We start from the raw sequence: 15,580 nt of genomic DNA, 5'->3' as shown, positions 1-15,580 counted from the left end.
CGAGCAATCCCTCCTTTTTCTAGCTTTTATGCGCTTTGTACAACCCTTGTACAACCTGTACAAAACCTTATGCATAAAAAATTTATATTTATACAATTGCTATTATGTGGGTAAATATATATTATAGAAGAAAGTCGACTATTCGACAGATTCCACATGGTGTGGATAACTTTATACAGTGATAGTGGAAATGATGTCCACAAGTTGTCCACAGTTTGTGGATAAAAACCAACTGTGGAAAAGTAATTAAGAGTGAAAACAAAAATATAATATCAAAGAATTCGGCATGATGCAATGAATTTTCGAAACTTATCCACAATCACTACACCTTGTGGAGAAAAGTTTTCCACAACACAAGATAGTGTGCATGAGTTGTCGATAAGAAATGGAAAAGTAGAAAAATGTCGAAAAAACTTATCCACAATGGTTTAAGAGAAGAATTTGAATAAAAAAGAGGCTTTTTATAACCTGTATTGTTGTAGTTTTGTTCAGTAAGGATGCGATCGCAGCTGGTAGAGAAAGAAAAAGAGATGAAAAGGAAAAAATTTTTCTTTAATAAATCAATGAATTTTATTGATTAGGTATAGACAATTGGGTTATAAAGATATTAGAATGAAGAAGATTGAGTAAAACAGATAATGAAACCAAGAGATTGAAAATTTTATTTTTTAAATAACATTGACATCTTCTTAGTCTTTTCATTATAATTGCAAGGACTGTCTTTTTCAGTTATTCCTCGAGGAGGTGTTTATAGATGAAAAGAACTTACCAACCAAACAAACGTAAGCACAGTAAAGTACACGGTTTCCGCGCTCGTATGAGCTCAGCGAATGGACGTAAAGTTTTAGCTCGTCGTCGTCGTAAAGGAAGAAAAGTATTATCAGCATAATAGACCACTGACGCCAGTGGTCTTTTTTCGCTTTATAAGGCTAAAATCACCTCTGTTCCTGTAGGGACTACATAAAAGCATGACCTGAAAAAGGGCAGGAGTTGTTAAAAATGAAAAAAAGATATCGTATAAAAAAGAATGATGAATTTCAAACAGTTTTTAAAAAGGGCAAGTCCGTAGCGAATCGCCAATTTGTCTTGTATGTTCTAGACAAACCGGATCAAGAACATTTCCGCGTAGGATTCTCCGTGGGCAAAAAGATTGGAAATGCCGTGACTCGTAATCGAGTTAAGCGCCTTGCTAAACAAATTATGTTTGAATTCACACCGTATTTGAAGCAAGACAAAGATTATATTGTAATTGCAAGGCAGCCTGCTGCAACAATGAGCTATGAAGAAATTAAAAGCAGCTTGCAGCATGTCTTTAAGCGTGGCAAATTACTTACACATAGACAAAACGATTAATAAACAATAGAAGAAAAGCCTTTAATAGCTGTTGTTTTTCTACCGCATCCTTATATAATGGATTTTGACGCACTTTCAGAATTGAAAGGTGAACATGTAGAAGGAGGAAAACAGGTGAAGAAGAAGTTGTTTTTAGGGATAACGCTTATCTTTCTATTAACTGTTTTAGCGGGTTGTACGGAAATTAACCAACCTATTACAGATGATAGTAAAGGTTTTTGGAATGAGTATGTTGTGTATCCGCTGTCATTAGTCATTACGTATCTGGCGGAGGTATTTAAAAGCTATGGAGTTGCGATCATCGTTGTCACAATCCTGATTCGCTTACTTATTCTACCGCTTATGATTAAACAGATGAGAAACACGAAAGCAATGCAGACGCTTCAGCCCGAAATGCAGAAGTTAAAGGAGAAGTACAGTTCAAAAGATGCCCAGACGCAGCAGCAATTGCAGAAAGAAACGATGGCATTATTCCAAACTTACGGAGTAAATCCTTTAGCTGGGTGCTTCCCAATTCTAATTCAAATGCCCATTCTTATCGGAATTTTCCACGCGATTACACGAACGTCAGAAATCGCAAACAACAGCTTTTTATGGTTTGATTTAGGTGCGCGTGATCCGCTATTTATCTTACCAGTTGTCGCAGGAATCACAACGTTTATTCAGCAAAAGATGATGATGGCCGGAAATGCAAATCAAAATCCTCAAATGGCTATGATGCTTTGGGTTATGCCGATCATGATTGTCGTTTTTGCAATCAATTTTCCAGCCGCTTTATCTCTTTATTGGGTAGTGGGAAATCTATTTATGATTATTCAAACCTACTTCATTAAAGGGCCAGACTTAAAACAAGCGAATATTGAAGGGGTTAAAAAATGAACGAAATCACAATTACGGCCCAGACGATTGAAGCTGCTGTTCAAGAAGCATTAGATGCTTTAGAAGTAGAGCGAAATCAAACAAATGTAGAAATAATTGAACCAGGCAAAAAAGGATTTTTAGGAATCTTTAAGGGAAAACCCGCAGTTGTAAAAGTTACAAAAATAGTTGACCCTGTAGAGGAAGCGGTTCATTTTATTACAAATGTTAGCCGTGAAATGGGGATTTCGATTCATACGAACGTCAAAAAAACCTCGCGAAACTGCATAATTGAGATTAGTAGCGATTCAGCGGGAATGCTGATTGGAAAACATGGACAAACCCTCAATGCGCTCCAGCTTCTCACACAACTGGTAGCTAATCGATACAGTCAGCAATTTTTAAATGTTGTATTAAACCCAGAAGGCTACCGAGAAAAACGAAAAGAAATGGTCGAAAAACTGGCATTAAAAATAGCGAATCAGGCGATTAAAACGAATCGACCTGTTCAACTAGAACCAATGCCTTCGCATGAAAGAAAAATGATTCACCAAGTGTTAGCTAAAAATTCTTTAGTTGAGACACACTCTATCGGAAAAGAACCGAAAAGAAGTATTTTGGTTCAGCCCGTCGGAAAAAAGCACTAGCAAAATGCGCTAGTGCTTTTTTATGTTTACTTTTATCAAGCTAGCGTTCAAAAAATCAAGTTACATACGTTGTTATTCACATGTGGATAAGTTAAAATAGTACATACTGCCTGTTTTTCTTGCTGTGCATAACAGAAGAACGTTAGAGATGTTCCAAATCTGTGAATTGTGGTATTCTATTTATTTGGTTCATACAAATTACGGGCCTTAAAATAGATGTTTTTGTTCGTGTAAAATTGTTAACGATGATAGTATATAACATCGTTTAAAATAAAAGGTTTATAAAATGAAATGAGGTGAAGTTGGTGCTAGATTTTGATACAATTGCGGCCATTTCTACACCAATGGGAGAGGGAGCTATTGCCATCGTCCGCCTGAGTGGTGAAGAAGCCATTACGATTGCAGATCGTATCTTTAAAAGCGTTTCGAACAAACGATTAACAGACGTAGCTTCTCATACTATTCACTACGGTCATATCGTAGATCCCAAGACAGAGCAAGTCGTCGAAGAAGTGATGCTTTCCATTATGAAAGGTCCCAAGACATTTACTAGAGAAGACATTATTGAAATTAACTGTCACGGAGGAATTGTATCCGTTAATCGTGTGCTGCAGTTAGTTATTGCAAATGGTGCCCGTTTAGCTGAGCCGGGTGAGTTTACAAAACGAGCATTTTTAAATGGTCGAGTAGACTTGTCACAAGCAGAAGCTGTAATGGATTTAATTCGTGCCAAAACAGATAAAGCGATGAATATGGCGATTGGCCAAATGGAAGGGCGTTTGTCCAAGCTAGTACGTCATTTACGGCAGGAAATTCTCGAAACACTTGCCCATGTAGAAGTAAACATTGACTACCCAGAATATGACGATGTAGAGGAAATGACTCACCAAGTATTGATCGAAAAAGCTTCAAATGTACGCCAAGAAATTGATAAGCTTCTTCAAACCTCTCATCAAGGAAAAATTTTAAGAGAAGGATTGGCTACGGTTATTATTGGACGTCCTAATGTAGGGAAATCTTCTCTTCTAAATAGTTTAGTGCAAGATGCAAAGGCCATTGTCACAGACATTCCTGGAACGACGCGAGATGTAATCGAAGAGTACGTCAATGTGCGAGGAGTTCCTCTGCGATTAGTTGATACAGCTGGAATTCGTGAAACAGAAGATATTGTAGAACGAATTGGTGTGGAACGCTCCCGTCAGTATTTGAAAGAAGCAGATTTAATTTTGCTTGTGTTGAATTTTAATGAAGAACTAACGGACGAAGATAAAAAGCTATTTGAAGCTGTAAAAGGCATGGACGTTATCGTGATTGTGAATAAAACAGATCTTGAGCAAAAAATTAATCTAGAGGAAGTGCAGCAATTTGCTGGTGATCATCCAGTAGTGACGACTTCGCTCCTTCAAGAACAAGGAGTAGATCAGCTTGAAGAAGCAATCGCAGCTCTTTTCTTTGGAGGAACAATTGAATCTCAAGATTTAACATATTTATCTAATACGAGACATATTGCGCTTTTAACGCAAGCAAGAGGAGCTATCGATGAGGCCATCACAGGCATTGAAAGTGGTGTTCCAATCGATATCGTCCAAATTGATTTAACAAGAACGTGGGAACTATTAGGTGAAATTATTGGTGATGCTGTTCACGAAAGCTTAATTGATCAGTTGTTCTCTCAATTCTGTTTAGGAAAATAGATTATTAAAGGAGGCTACTATTATGCAATATGAAGGTGGACAATATGATGTTATTGTCATTGGAGCAGGTCATGCAGGTTGTGAAGCGGCACTTGCTTCTGCGCGTATGGGTGCTAAAACGTTAACGTTGACCATCAACTTAGACATGGTGGCATTTATGCCCTGCAACCCTTCTGTAGGCGGTCCTGCAAAAGGTATTGTCGTACGTGAAATTGATGCTCTTGGCGGAGAAATGGGTAGAAATATCGATAAAACTCATATTCAAATGAGAATGTTAAACACAGGAAAAGGTCCAGCTGTTCGAGCACTTAGAGCTCAAGCGGATAAATTTGCTTATCAGCATGAAATGAAAAAAACGTTAGAAAATGAAGAAAATCTAACGCTTATGCAAGGTATGGTAGAACAATTAATCGTAGAAGACGGTGTATGTACGGGCGTTGTCACTCAAACGGGAGCTGTGTATAAAGCTAAAACAGTTGTTATTACGACAGGGACATTCTTACGCGGGGAAATTATTTTAGGTGAACTAAAATATTCAAGCGGTCCTAATAATCAACAACCGGCTATTAAGCTTTCTGAACACTTAGAGGAGTTAGGGCTGGACATGGTCCGTTTTAAAACAGGAACTCCACCTCGTGTTAATAGCTCAACTATTGATTACAGCAAAACGGAGATTCAGCCTGGGGATGATGTGCCTCGTGCTTTCTCATACGAAACAACACAGTACATTACAGATCAACTGCCTTGCTGGTTAACATATACAAGTGAACAAACTCATCAAATTATTGATGACAACCTTCACTTATCTCCTATGTATTCTGGGATGATCAAAGGTACTGGACCACGCTACTGTCCATCTATTGAAGATAAGGTTGTGCGCTTTAATGATAAACCGCGCCACCAAATTTTCTTAGAGCCAGAAGGACGAAATACGCAAGAAGTATATGTTCAAGGACTATCAACAAGCCTTCCTGAGCACGTACAGCGTCAAATGCTTGCGACAATTCCTGGTCTTGAAAAAGTCCAAATGATGCGTGCGGGCTATGCTATTGAATATGATGCAATTGTTCCGACTCAGTTATGGCCAACGCTTGAAACGAAGAAAATTAAAAATCTTTATACGGCTGGACAAATTAACGGAACATCTGGTTATGAAGAAGCTGCAGGCCAAGGTCTTCTTGCTGGAATTAACGCGGGAAGAAGAGCGCTGGAACAAGAAGAAGTCATCTTAGGACGTTCTGATGCTTACATCGGTGTATTGGTGGATGATTTAGTAACAAAAGGAACAAATGAACCGTACCGTCTGCTAACGTCTCGTGCAGAATATCGTTTATTGCTTCGTCATGATAACGCTGATTTACGCCTTACTGAAATTGGTCGTGAACTAGGATTAATCAGCGATGAGCGCTATGCTAAATTTGAACAGAAGAAAGCGGAAATCGAGCAAGAGAAGAAACGTCTTTTCTCCTTTATTATTAAGCCGAATGAAGCTGTTCAACAACTGATTAAAGAAGCTGGCGGCAGCGAATTAAAAGATGGCATTCGTGCGACAGATTTACTTCGCCGTCCTGAAATGACATATACTCATATTCATCAATTAGCACCAGCTGATGAGACGGTAGATCCTGAAGTAGCTGAACAAGTAGAAATTCAGGTGAAATACGAAGGATATATTCAGAAATCACTTCAGCAAGTTGAACGCTTGAAGAAGTTAGAAAACAAAAAGATTCCTGATTATATCGATTATGATGCAATTAACGGTTTAGCTACAGAAGCACGTCAAAAATTAAACCAAGTGCGTCCACTAACGGTAGCGCAAGCATCACGTATTTCTGGAGTCAACCCAGCTGATATTTCAATCTTGCTTGTTTATATTGAACAAGGGCGCATCGCTAAAGTATCAAATGATTAAAACTCTTAGGCGCGAAGAAAGGGAAACTCAATGAATATTCAACAGTTTCAACAGCTATTAGAGGAAAAGGGAATTTCTCTTTCTTCTAAACAGCTGAATCAATTTGAAAAGTATTATCAAGTTTTAGTGGAATGGAACGAAAAAATGAATTTAACTGCTATCACTGATCACGGTGAAGTGTATGAAAAGCATTTTTACGATTCTATTTCAGCTGCTTTTTTTCAAGACTTTACAGAAATTGAATCCATGTGTGATGTAGGTGCAGGAGCAGGATTTCCAAGTATTCCGATCAAAATTTGCTTCCCGCATTTGCATGTAACAATCGTTGATTCGTTACAAAAGCGTATTACGTTTTTAACGCATCTTGTAAATGAGCTTGAACTAGACAATGTCACACTATGTCATGATCGAGCTGAAACATTTGGTAAAAAAGAAACGATTCGCGAATCATTCGATCTTGTAACGGCAAGAGCCGTGGCGCGTATCTCGGTTCTTAATGAATTTTGCTTACCGCTTGTTAAAGAACGAGGACGCTTTTTAGCAATGAAAGGTGCTTCTGCCCCTGAGGAATTAAAAAATGGAGAAAAATCATTCCAAGTATTAGGTGGAAAAGTGAAGTCGATTGAACATTTCCAATTGCCTTTGGAGCAAAGTGAACGTTACATTATTTTAATAGACAAAATCAAGAAAACGCCTAAAAAATATCCTAGAAAACCTGGTACCCCAGTTAAGCTTCCACTAGAGTAGGTATTAAATAGATAGAGAAGAGAATGTTTCATATGAAACATTTTCTTCTCTATATTTTCTGTTTAGAAAGCAGGATATGATTAAAAAACATCGAATTAGTTTAAGGCGGGATTTTCCTGAAGGTGGTGTGGGACTATGAAATCTGCTTTTTCACGTTTTTTTAATTTAAAAGAAAAAGATGAGGATATTCATGTAGAGATTGAAACTGTCCAAGATGAAAATGTCGAAAAAGTTTTAAGAGATGAAGTAAAACAAATTAGGGTTTCAAGTATTATTCCGAATCGTTATCAGCCGCGTACTGTGTTTAATGAAGCAAAAATTGAAGAGCTAGCTCTTACTATTCATACACACGGTATTATTCAACCTATTGTGGTTCGACCGACTGAGGGCGAAGAATACGAATTAATTGCTGGAGAACGCCGGTGGAGAGCTGTACAAAGCTTAGGATGGGATACGGTTCCTGCAATTGTGAAACATTTTAACGATACAGAAACGGCCTCTGTGGCTTTAATAGAAAACTTACAACGTGAAGAGCTAACGGCTGTCGAAGAAGCACTAGCCTACGCAAAGTTAATTGAGTTACATAATCTTACCCAAGAGGCATTAGCTCAACGTTTAGGAAAAGGCCAATCCACAATTGCAAACAAGCTTCGTTTGTTAAAGCTTCCTGTTGAAATACAAGAAGCAATCAAACAAAAATTGATTACAGAGCGACATGCAAGAGCGCTCATTCCCCTCAAAAATCAAGAAAAACAACTTCAAGTATTAGCTGAGATTATTGAAAAACAATTAAATGTAAAACAAACGGAAGATCGAGTAGTTAAATTGTTAGAAACGCAGGTTAAAAAGCCAAAAGCTAAAAGAAAAGCGTTTAGTAAAGATACGCGTATTGCAATGAATACAATTCGTCAATCCTTGACAATGGTTAGTGACAGCGGTATTTCATTAAACACGGAAGAAGAAGAGTTTGATGAATATTTTCAGTTTACTATTAAGATTCCGAAAAAATAAAGAAATAGCCCTCATCTTTTTTTGATGAGGCTTTTTTATCAAAGTTTTTCGTCAGAAAATTCAATGAACAATTAAACTGTCTGGACAAATGGGATGGAAATGAAAGTAGGTGACAACATGGGGAAAATTGTGGCAGTTGCGAATCAAAAAGGTGGAGTTGGAAAAACAACAACCGCTGTTAATTTAGGAGCTTGTTTAGCTGAACAAGGAAAAAAGGTTCTACTTGTAGACGGAGATCCACAGGGTAACGCTACGAGTGGAGTTGGCATAGATAAAGCAGATGTAGATGAATGTATTTACAATGTAGTAGTGGAAGATATGGAAGCCAAAAACGTTGTGCGTTCAACAGCCGTCGAAAATTTATCAATCATTCCCGCGACCATTCAATTAGCTGGTGCAGAAATTGAATTAGTGTCGACTATTTCACGTGAAGTTCGACTTAAGAGAGCTTTAGAAACGGTGAAAGATCACTTTGATTATGTTATTATTGATTGTCCCCCTTCTCTTGGTTTACTGACATTAAATGCTTTAACGGCAGCTGATTCTGTTTTAATACCTGTACAGTGTGAATATTATGCGCTTGAAGGATTAAGTCAACTGCTAAATACCGTTAGATTAGTCCAAAAACATTTGAATAATCAACTGCGTATCGAAGGTGTATTGTTGACTATGCTTGACGCACGCACAAATTTAGGACTGCAGGTAACAGCAGAAGTGAAGAAGTACTTTCAGGATCGCGTTTATCAAACGATTATTCCTCGAAATGTTCGTTTGAGCGAAGCACCTAGTCATGGTGAACCAATTATCTTATATGATGCAAGATCTAGAGGGGCCGCAGTTTATACGGAACTTGCAAAGGAAGTGATTTATAATGGCGAAAGGATTAGGGAAAGGAATTAATGCCTTATTTTCAGGCTTAGATGCACAGGCTGATGATTCAATTCAGGAAGTTGCTATTCACGAACTCAGACCCAACCCCTATCAACCACGTAAAACGTTTAATAAAGAAGCAATTAATGAGTTAAAGCAATCCATTTTACATCATGGCATCTTACAGCCTATTGTAGCTCGCAAAAGCATTAAAGGCTATGAAATCTTAGCGGGTGAAAGACGATTTAGAGCTGCTAAAGAAGCCGACCTTGCTACTGTTCCTGTCATTATAAAAGACTTTTCAGAAAAGCAAATGATGGAACTAGCTTTGTTGGAGAATTTACAGCGTGAAGATTTGACGCCAATTGAAGAAGCAACCGCTTATCAATTGCTTATGGATAAGCTCGATATGACACAGGAGCAACTTGCTACACGACTGGGAAAAAGCCGACCTCATATTGCTAACTATGTTCGCCTCTTGCAGTTGCCTGAGGAAATTCAAACCCTCATTTCTACTAATGAATTGTCTATGGGCCACGGGCGTACGCTAGTCGGTTTGAAAAATAAAGCTCTTCTACCTAAAGTCGTTGAAAAAATACGCAAGGAACAATTGAATGTTAGACAGCTAGAGGCTTATATTGCCCACTTAAATAAAGCCGTTCCACGTGAAACATCAAAAACTAAAAAAGATAAAGATTTATTTATAAAACAAAGTGAAACACAGCTTCGTGAGCGTTTTGGTACCTCTGTTCACATTACACAAAGCAAGAAAAAAGGAAAAATTGAAATCGAATTTTTCTCTAAAGAAGATTTAAACCGTCTTCTTGAATTATTTAACGATCTTTCTCAGACTAACAAATCTTCTGTATAAAAAAGGTTGTCCTAGTTTTAGGACAACCTTTTTTATTGTTTATAATGTCTTACAGGTTGGTAAACCGAAGAATTATTAAACTCTTTCTCTCGTTCGTTGTGCGCAGTCTCAATACTTTTCGCAATTAAATCGGCAATGCACATAACGAGGTGAAGCCTCGTATTTTGCAAGACGAAAAACTCCATAAATCCGCTCACGTTGACAACCCCTGTTATATGAATATCCCCGACTGGCGGCAATTCTTTATTAACTCCTGCTCCTGGTTTAACGGGTCCTATTCCAAGTGATGCAGAGCCTACGCTTTTCATACGACCTAAACAAGCATCAATTCCAATAATAAAAGGATTCGGGAAAAGCTTTTGAATATGTTTTAACGTTTCTTTCAAATTAACAGCATGAACAGGCTCTTCTAACGTTCCAAAAATGTGAAAAGATGAAACTTTTTTTTCATTCAGTTTCGTTCCGACTAATGGACCCAATGAGTCCCCAGTTGAACGGTCCGTTCCAATACATACAAAAACAATTGGTCTGTCTTTCTGTGCTGGAAGTAAAGATAGTAACTGTGTACTCAGCTTCTTTGTAGCAGATTCTTCATCATGAAATACGCGGGTTGAATGTTGTGTCTTCTCAAAGAAGGGAGATTTTAAATTCATAGGGTCCACTCCTTATACATAATAGTAACAGTATACGAAGATTTTGAAGATTCTATACATATATTTCATGGATTGGGGGAAAATCGATGTGGAGAGCAGGATGTAAATGGATATTCTTAATTATGGGAACCATGATAGGCGCTGGGTATGCTTCAGGGAGAGAGCTATGGCAGTTTTTTGGCGAAGAAAGCGGACTTGCTATTTTTCTATTTTCTATTATTTTTGCGATTTCTTGCAATGTGATTATGCAAATCAGCTATCGCTACCGAACCAATCAATTTTACCCAGTGCTAATTGAATTAATAGGAAAGAGATGGGCTGCAGCCTATGATGTTTTAATCGTTTTTTATTTGTTTACGACGACGGTGATTATGATCGCGGGCGGCGGGGCGACATTGGAAATGTGGCATGTTCCTTATTGGTGGGGAATTGGCGCTCTTAGTGCGTTTATCGTCTTTGTTTTTTCAAGAGGATTAAATGGGCTTCTTTCTATCAATTCTTTCGTTATGCCAATCTTAATGATTGGACTAGCTGGCGTCCTTCTTACATTTGTTTTACGTCATCCTGGAGTAACTGATTGGCATCTTCAGCATAATTGGCCTGCTGCGTTTACCTTTACAGCTTTAAATATTCTTCCTCTTGTCGCGGTATTATCTACAATTGGAAAGGAAATTAAAAGCAAAAAAGAGATTTATATTGCAAGTGTTGGCAGTGGCTTTTTATTAGGGGGGCTCTCCTTTATTTATAATGAATCGCTTATTCAAGTTTCAGGCCTTCTTTCTTCCTATGAAATTCCATTATTCGCTATTCTTAAAGACTTTCCTTATACGATGCTGTTTTTAATGAGCATTGTTTTGCTCATTGCAATTTATACAACAGCCGTATCGGGAATCTTAGGACTGACCGCGCGTTTTCATACTGAAAAGGTGCAATCTCTTTGGAAACTGGCAGCCTGCTGGCTACTTTTAATGATTCCCTTTACAAAGTTAGGTTTTTCTACTTTGATTGCCGTTTTGTATCCAATGTATGGAATCGTCAATTTATTTTTAGTAACAGCCGTTCTATTATATCCATTTCGAAATCGCTACAAAAGTTCGTAGAAACTTGCTACAATAGATTAAAACTTTCTCGTATGTAGAGTATGTTACGATAGGAGCTACATGTAGTATGAATTCGTTGACGTCAGTTTTTAAGAACGTATTTGAGCCGTTTTTTCAAGAAGAAACGTGGGCACACATTGGAGAAGGCTTCATAAAAATTCTGTTGATTCTGCTTATTTCCATGTTTTTAATTCGAATTGGAAAGCAAGCGTTAAATAAATTTGTAGAGGTTCGCACAAATAGCCCTCTGCGTATTTCTGAGCGACGAGAAGCTACCATGGTCCGTTTGCTTCAGAATGTTTTTTCTTATGTTATTTATTTCGTTGCCGGAGTTATGATTTTAGAAACATTATCGGTAGATGTTCGAGGATTGCTAGCGGGGGCTGGAATCGTAGGGCTCGCGGTAGGGTTTGGTGCTCAAAACTTAGTGAAAGACATCATCACGGGATTTTTTATTATCTTTGAAGATCAGTTCTCCGTTGGCGATTATGTTCGAGTAGGAACATTTGAGGGAACTGTAGAAGAAATTGGGTTGCGAACAACAAAGATTAAGAGTTGGACAGGCGAAATTAATATTTTGCCCAATGGCAGTATTGTGGAGGTCACTAATTTTTCGTTACATAACAGCGTAGCTTTTGTTGATGTAAGCATTTCTTATGAAGAAAACATACAAAAAGCAGAACAAGTGATTTTAGAGCTCTTAGAAGAATTGCCAAGCCGCTATGAAGATATGGTTAAAACGCCTGAATTGCTGGGGGTTCAAAATATCCATGCAACTGAAGTCACAATGAGGATTACAAGCGAAGTAAAACCAATGAGGCATTTCCATATTTCTCGTATGATTCGTAAAGAAGTGCGTACAAGGCTAAATGAACATGGCATTGAAGTTCCATTTCCTCGTATGGTTATGTATAATCGTACAGAAGAAGCACAGCATTCGTCGACGTTGAAAGGGAAATAAGGGGGAGAGAGCTGATGACGGAAAAAGAATTTGGTTTAAATGACGTTGTGGAAATGAAAAAACCTCATCCTTGCGGTACAAATGAATGGAAAATCATTCGAATGGGAATGGATATCCGCATTAAATGTGAAGGCTGCGGCCACAGCGTAATGATTCCACGACGTGATTTTGCACGTAAAATGAAAAAAATTCTTGTAAAGCATGAGGAATAACCTCATGCATTTTCTATGTTTATGCCTTATACTGTAAGGTGGGACAAAATGAAGTATCTTAACATGATGCGACTAAAGGTTCTTTATTAAACTTGTATTTCAAAAGTTGACTCACTATAATTGTGACAGGTTAACTTGTTTCGGATATATAAAGAGGAGTGAATAAATATATGGCTTTAACAGCTGGAATTGTTGGTCTTCCGAACGTTGGAAAATCAACATTATTTAATGCAATTACACAAGCGGGCGCAGAATCTGCGAACTATCCTTTCTGTACGATTGATCCTAACGTGGGTATTGTAGAAGTACCTGATCATCGTCTTCAAAAACTTACAGAGCTTGTAAAACCTAAAAAAACAATTCCAACAGCATTTGAATTCACAGATATCGCTGGAATCGTAAAAGGTGCTAGTAAAGGTGAAGGTCTTGGAAACAAATTCTTATCTCATATTCGAGAAGTAGATGCAATTTGTCACGTTGTACGTTGTTTTGAAGATGAAAACATCACGCACGTTTCAGGAAAAGTAGACCCTATTTCAGATATTGAAACAATTAATTTAGAATTAATTTTAGCGGATTTAGAAACGGTAGAGAAGCGTATCGGCCGTGTTCAAAAAATGGCTAAACAAAAAGATAAAGAAGCAATGTATGAATACGAAATTCTAGAGAAACTAAAGAATGCATTTGAAAGTGATCAGCCAGCTCGTGCTGTATCATTTACAGAAGAACAAATGAAGTTAGTAAAACAATTTCACTTGCTAACGATCAAACCTATTCTTTATGTAGCAAACGTTGCTGAAGATGAAGTAGCCGATGCATCTGCTAACGAATATGTAGCAAAAGTGCGCGAGTATGCGGCAAGTGAAGGTGCAGAAGTAATCGTTGTTTGCGCACGCATTGAATCTGAAATTGCTGAACTTGAAGGAGAAGAAAAAGCAATGTTCCTTGAAGAACTAGGCATTGAACAGTCAGGTCTAGATCAGCTTGTACGTGCAGCGTACGATTTACTTGGATTAGCTACGTACTTTACAGCTGGTGAGCAAGAAGTACGGGCGTGGACGTTTACACAAGGTATGAAAGCTCCTGAGTGTGCAGGTATTATTCATACAGATTTTGAACGCGGATTTATTCGTGCAGAAACGGTATCATATGAAGACTTATTAGCTGCCAAAACAATGGGAGCAGCTCGTGAAGCCGGAAAAGTACGTTTAGAAGGAAAAGAATACATCGTAAAAGACGGAGACGTTATGCATTTCCGCTTTAACGTATAAGATTAAAAGCCGAAAGAAAATATTTTCTTTCGGCTTTTGTCGTATGTGAAAATATTAGCGTATATTTACGAAACAGGCGGCAATGCGTATTGCTTTGCCTATGGTAGTGTGCTATAATTTTAATTCGTGAGTAATATTTTATTGCTCCTTGCCCGTTTCGGGCCGTTAGACCAAAAGGAGGTGACAGTGATGAGAAAGTATGAAGTAATGTACATCATCCGTCCAAGCATTGATGACGAAGCAAAGAAAGCATTAGTTGAGCGCTTCAACGGCGTATTAACTGATAATGGTGCTGAAATCGCAAATGTTAAAGAATGGGGTAAACGTCGTTTAGCATACGAAATCAATGATTTCCGTGACGGTTACTACATGATTCTTGACGTGGCGGCTACTTCAGAAGCAGTTTCTGAATTTGATCGTCTTGCGAAAATCAACGAAGACATTATCCGTCATATCGTTGTTAAACAAGAAGCATAATTAAACGTTTAAATAAATTGGGTTTTATTTCCTTAAGGAGTGGTTCTGATGATGAATCGCGTAATTCTCGTAGGACGCTTAACCAAAGATCCTGAATTACGTTATACCCCGAGTGGAGCAGCGGTTGCAACATTCACTTTAGCGGTAAACCGCACATTTACAAATCAGCAAGGTGAACGTGAAGCTGACTTCATCAACTGTGTTGTATGGCGTCGTCAGGCTGAAAATGCAGCCAATTTCCTTAAAAAAGGAAGTTTAGCTGGTGTTGATGGTCGACTACAATCTCGCAGTTACGAAGGACAAGACGGTCGTCGTGTATACGTAACGGAAGTTGTAGCGGAAAGTGTGCAATTTTTAGAGCCGAAAAGTGGCGGTGGGGATACGCAACGCAGTAACTTTGCTAACACTGGAGGATCTGGACAAGGCTCTCCATTTGGAGATAATCAGAACCGTAACTCAGGTAATCAAGGTTATACTCGCGTTGATGATGATCCATTTGCAAATAATGGCGAGACAATTGACATTTCTGATGACGATTTACCGTTTTAATTCGCAGTAGATTATCCGGAGTATAAAATTTTATAGAAACTTTTAAGCGGAAGGAGGCGTATCAAAATGGCAGGTGGACGTAAAGGTGGACGCAACAGACGTCGTAAAGTTTGTTTCTTCACAGCAAACGGCATCACTCACATCGATTACAAAGATGTAGATATGCTTAAAAAATTCGTTTCAGAGCGTGGTAAAATTTTACCTCGTCGTGTAACTGGAACAAGCGCTAAATACCAACGTAAATTAACGATCGCTATCAAACGCGCTCGTCAAATGGCATTATTACCATATGTTTCTGGTGAATAATGAACGGTATAAAAAGAGGCAGTAAGGATTCCCTTACTGCCTCTTTTTACATTACATAGGTACTCTTTTGCCAAATAGTTGCTTCTTA

General features: G+C 38.1%; 18 protein-coding genes. 17 read left to right on the top strand and 1 reads right to left on the bottom strand.

The window, feature by feature from the left end:
- Window positions 1–754 precede the first annotated feature (754 nt).
- The 10 genes from rpmH (at window position 755) to MKY06_RS26840 (ending at window position 9,963) form a co-directional block, all read left to right on the top strand.
- The gene (gene rpmH / locus MKY06_RS26885) at window positions 755–889 is read left to right on the top strand and encodes a 50S ribosomal protein L34 (protein ID WP_013059930.1); all 135 of its coding nucleotides are present in this window, start codon (window positions 755–757) and stop codon (window positions 887–889) included.
- A 110-nt stretch (window positions 890–999) separates the two neighbouring features.
- Complete coding sequence (gene rnpA / locus MKY06_RS26880) at window positions 1,000–1,353, top strand: ribonuclease P protein component (protein WP_013059929.1); 354 nt, start codon at window positions 1,000–1,002, stop codon at window positions 1,351–1,353.
- Window positions 1,354–1,467: 114 nt separating this feature from the next.
- On the top strand, window positions 1,468–2,232 hold the full coding sequence (gene spoIIIJ, locus MKY06_RS26875) for a YidC family membrane integrase SpoIIIJ (protein ID WP_013059928.1): 765 nt from the start codon (window positions 1,468–1,470) through the stop codon (window positions 2,230–2,232).
- Window positions 2,229–2,858, top strand: a complete 630-nt coding sequence (gene jag / locus MKY06_RS26870) for an RNA-binding cell elongation regulator Jag/EloR (RefSeq protein ID WP_340961688.1) — start codon at window positions 2,229–2,231, stop codon at window positions 2,856–2,858. The genes spoIIIJ and jag overlap by 4 nt, the downstream gene beginning before the upstream one ends.
- 305 nt (window positions 2,859–3,163) lie before the next feature.
- Window positions 3,164–4,552 (top strand): tRNA uridine-5-carboxymethylaminomethyl(34) synthesis GTPase MnmE, encoded by a 1,389-nt coding sequence (gene mnmE / locus MKY06_RS26865; RefSeq protein WP_029319516.1) that lies wholly within the window; start codon window positions 3,164–3,166, stop codon window positions 4,550–4,552.
- A 22-nt stretch (window positions 4,553–4,574) separates the two neighbouring features.
- A complete protein-coding gene (gene mnmG / locus MKY06_RS26860) occupies window positions 4,575–6,464 on the top strand; it encodes a tRNA uridine-5-carboxymethylaminomethyl(34) synthesis enzyme MnmG (protein ID WP_013059925.1) in 1,890 nt (629 codons plus the stop codon).
- Between the two features lie 30 nt (window positions 6,465–6,494).
- Window positions 6,495–7,211 (top strand): 16S rRNA (guanine(527)-N(7))-methyltransferase RsmG, encoded by a 717-nt coding sequence (gene rsmG / locus MKY06_RS26855; RefSeq protein ID WP_029319514.1) that lies wholly within the window; start codon window positions 6,495–6,497, stop codon window positions 7,209–7,211.
- 135 nt (window positions 7,212–7,346) lie between these two features.
- On the top strand, window positions 7,347–8,222 hold the full coding sequence (gene noc, locus MKY06_RS26850; protein ID WP_013059923.1) for a nucleoid occlusion protein: 876 nt from the start codon (window positions 7,347–7,349) through the stop codon (window positions 8,220–8,222).
- Window positions 8,223–8,339: 117 nt separating this feature from the next.
- Window positions 8,340–9,122 (top strand): ParA family protein, encoded by a 783-nt coding sequence (locus MKY06_RS26845; protein WP_013059922.1) that lies wholly within the window; start codon window positions 8,340–8,342, stop codon window positions 9,120–9,122.
- Window positions 9,094–9,963 (top strand): ParB/RepB/Spo0J family partition protein, encoded by an 870-nt coding sequence (locus tag MKY06_RS26840; protein WP_013059921.1) that lies wholly within the window; start codon window positions 9,094–9,096, stop codon window positions 9,961–9,963. The genes MKY06_RS26845 and MKY06_RS26840 overlap by 29 nt, the downstream gene beginning before the upstream one ends.
- Window positions 9,964–9,995: 32 nt before the next feature.
- Here MKY06_RS26840 and yyaC read toward each other — a convergent pair whose 3' ends face one another.
- Entirely contained in the window at window positions 9,996–10,616 is a 621-nt protein-coding gene (yyaC, locus tag MKY06_RS26835) for a spore protease YyaC (protein ID WP_013059920.1), read from the bottom strand.
- A gap of 86 nt (window positions 10,617–10,702) precedes the next feature.
- Here yyaC and MKY06_RS26830 point away from each other — a divergent pair, with 86 nt between their 5' ends.
- The 7 genes from MKY06_RS26830 to rpsR all read left to right on the top strand — a co-directional run bounded on the left by MKY06_RS26830 (window position 10,703) and on the right by rpsR (window position 15,492).
- Window positions 10,703–11,716, top strand: a complete 1,014-nt coding sequence (locus MKY06_RS26830; protein ID WP_013059919.1) for a YkvI family membrane protein — start codon at window positions 10,703–10,705, stop codon at window positions 11,714–11,716.
- Between the two features lie 67 nt (window positions 11,717–11,783).
- Window positions 11,784–12,677, top strand: a complete 894-nt coding sequence (locus MKY06_RS26825; protein WP_029319512.1) for a mechanosensitive ion channel family protein — start codon at window positions 11,784–11,786, stop codon at window positions 12,675–12,677.
- A 14-nt stretch (window positions 12,678–12,691) separates the two neighbouring features.
- Window positions 12,692–12,889, top strand: a complete 198-nt coding sequence (locus tag MKY06_RS26820) for a DUF951 domain-containing protein (protein ID WP_013059917.1) — start codon at window positions 12,692–12,694, stop codon at window positions 12,887–12,889.
- 170 nt (window positions 12,890–13,059) lie between these two features.
- On the top strand, window positions 13,060–14,160 hold the full coding sequence (gene ychF, locus MKY06_RS26815) for a redox-regulated ATPase YchF (RefSeq protein WP_028411917.1): 1,101 nt from the start codon (window positions 13,060–13,062) through the stop codon (window positions 14,158–14,160).
- A 189-nt stretch (window positions 14,161–14,349) separates the two neighbouring features.
- Window positions 14,350–14,637 carry a 30S ribosomal protein S6 gene (rpsF, locus tag MKY06_RS26810; RefSeq protein ID WP_013059915.1) on the top strand — a complete coding sequence of 96 codons (288 nt, stop codon included), beginning with the start codon at window positions 14,350–14,352 and terminating at the stop codon, window positions 14,635–14,637.
- Window positions 14,638–14,685: 48 nt separating this feature from the next.
- A complete protein-coding gene (gene ssb, locus MKY06_RS26805; protein ID WP_013059914.1) occupies window positions 14,686–15,186 on the top strand; it encodes a single-stranded DNA-binding protein in 501 nt (166 codons plus the stop codon).
- A gap of 66 nt (window positions 15,187–15,252) precedes the next feature.
- The gene (gene rpsR, locus MKY06_RS26800) at window positions 15,253–15,492 is read left to right on the top strand and encodes a 30S ribosomal protein S18 (protein ID WP_013059913.1); all 240 of its coding nucleotides are present in this window, start codon (window positions 15,253–15,255) and stop codon (window positions 15,490–15,492) included.
- Window positions 15,493–15,580: the final 88 nt, after the last annotated feature.

The organism is Priestia sp. FSL P4-0332, from assembly GCF_038005845.1.
GTDB lineage: Bacteria > Bacillota > Bacilli > Bacillales > Bacillaceae_H > Priestia.
Note: the sequence above shows the minus strand (reverse complement) of the source record. Positions and strands in the feature narration are given on the sequence as shown.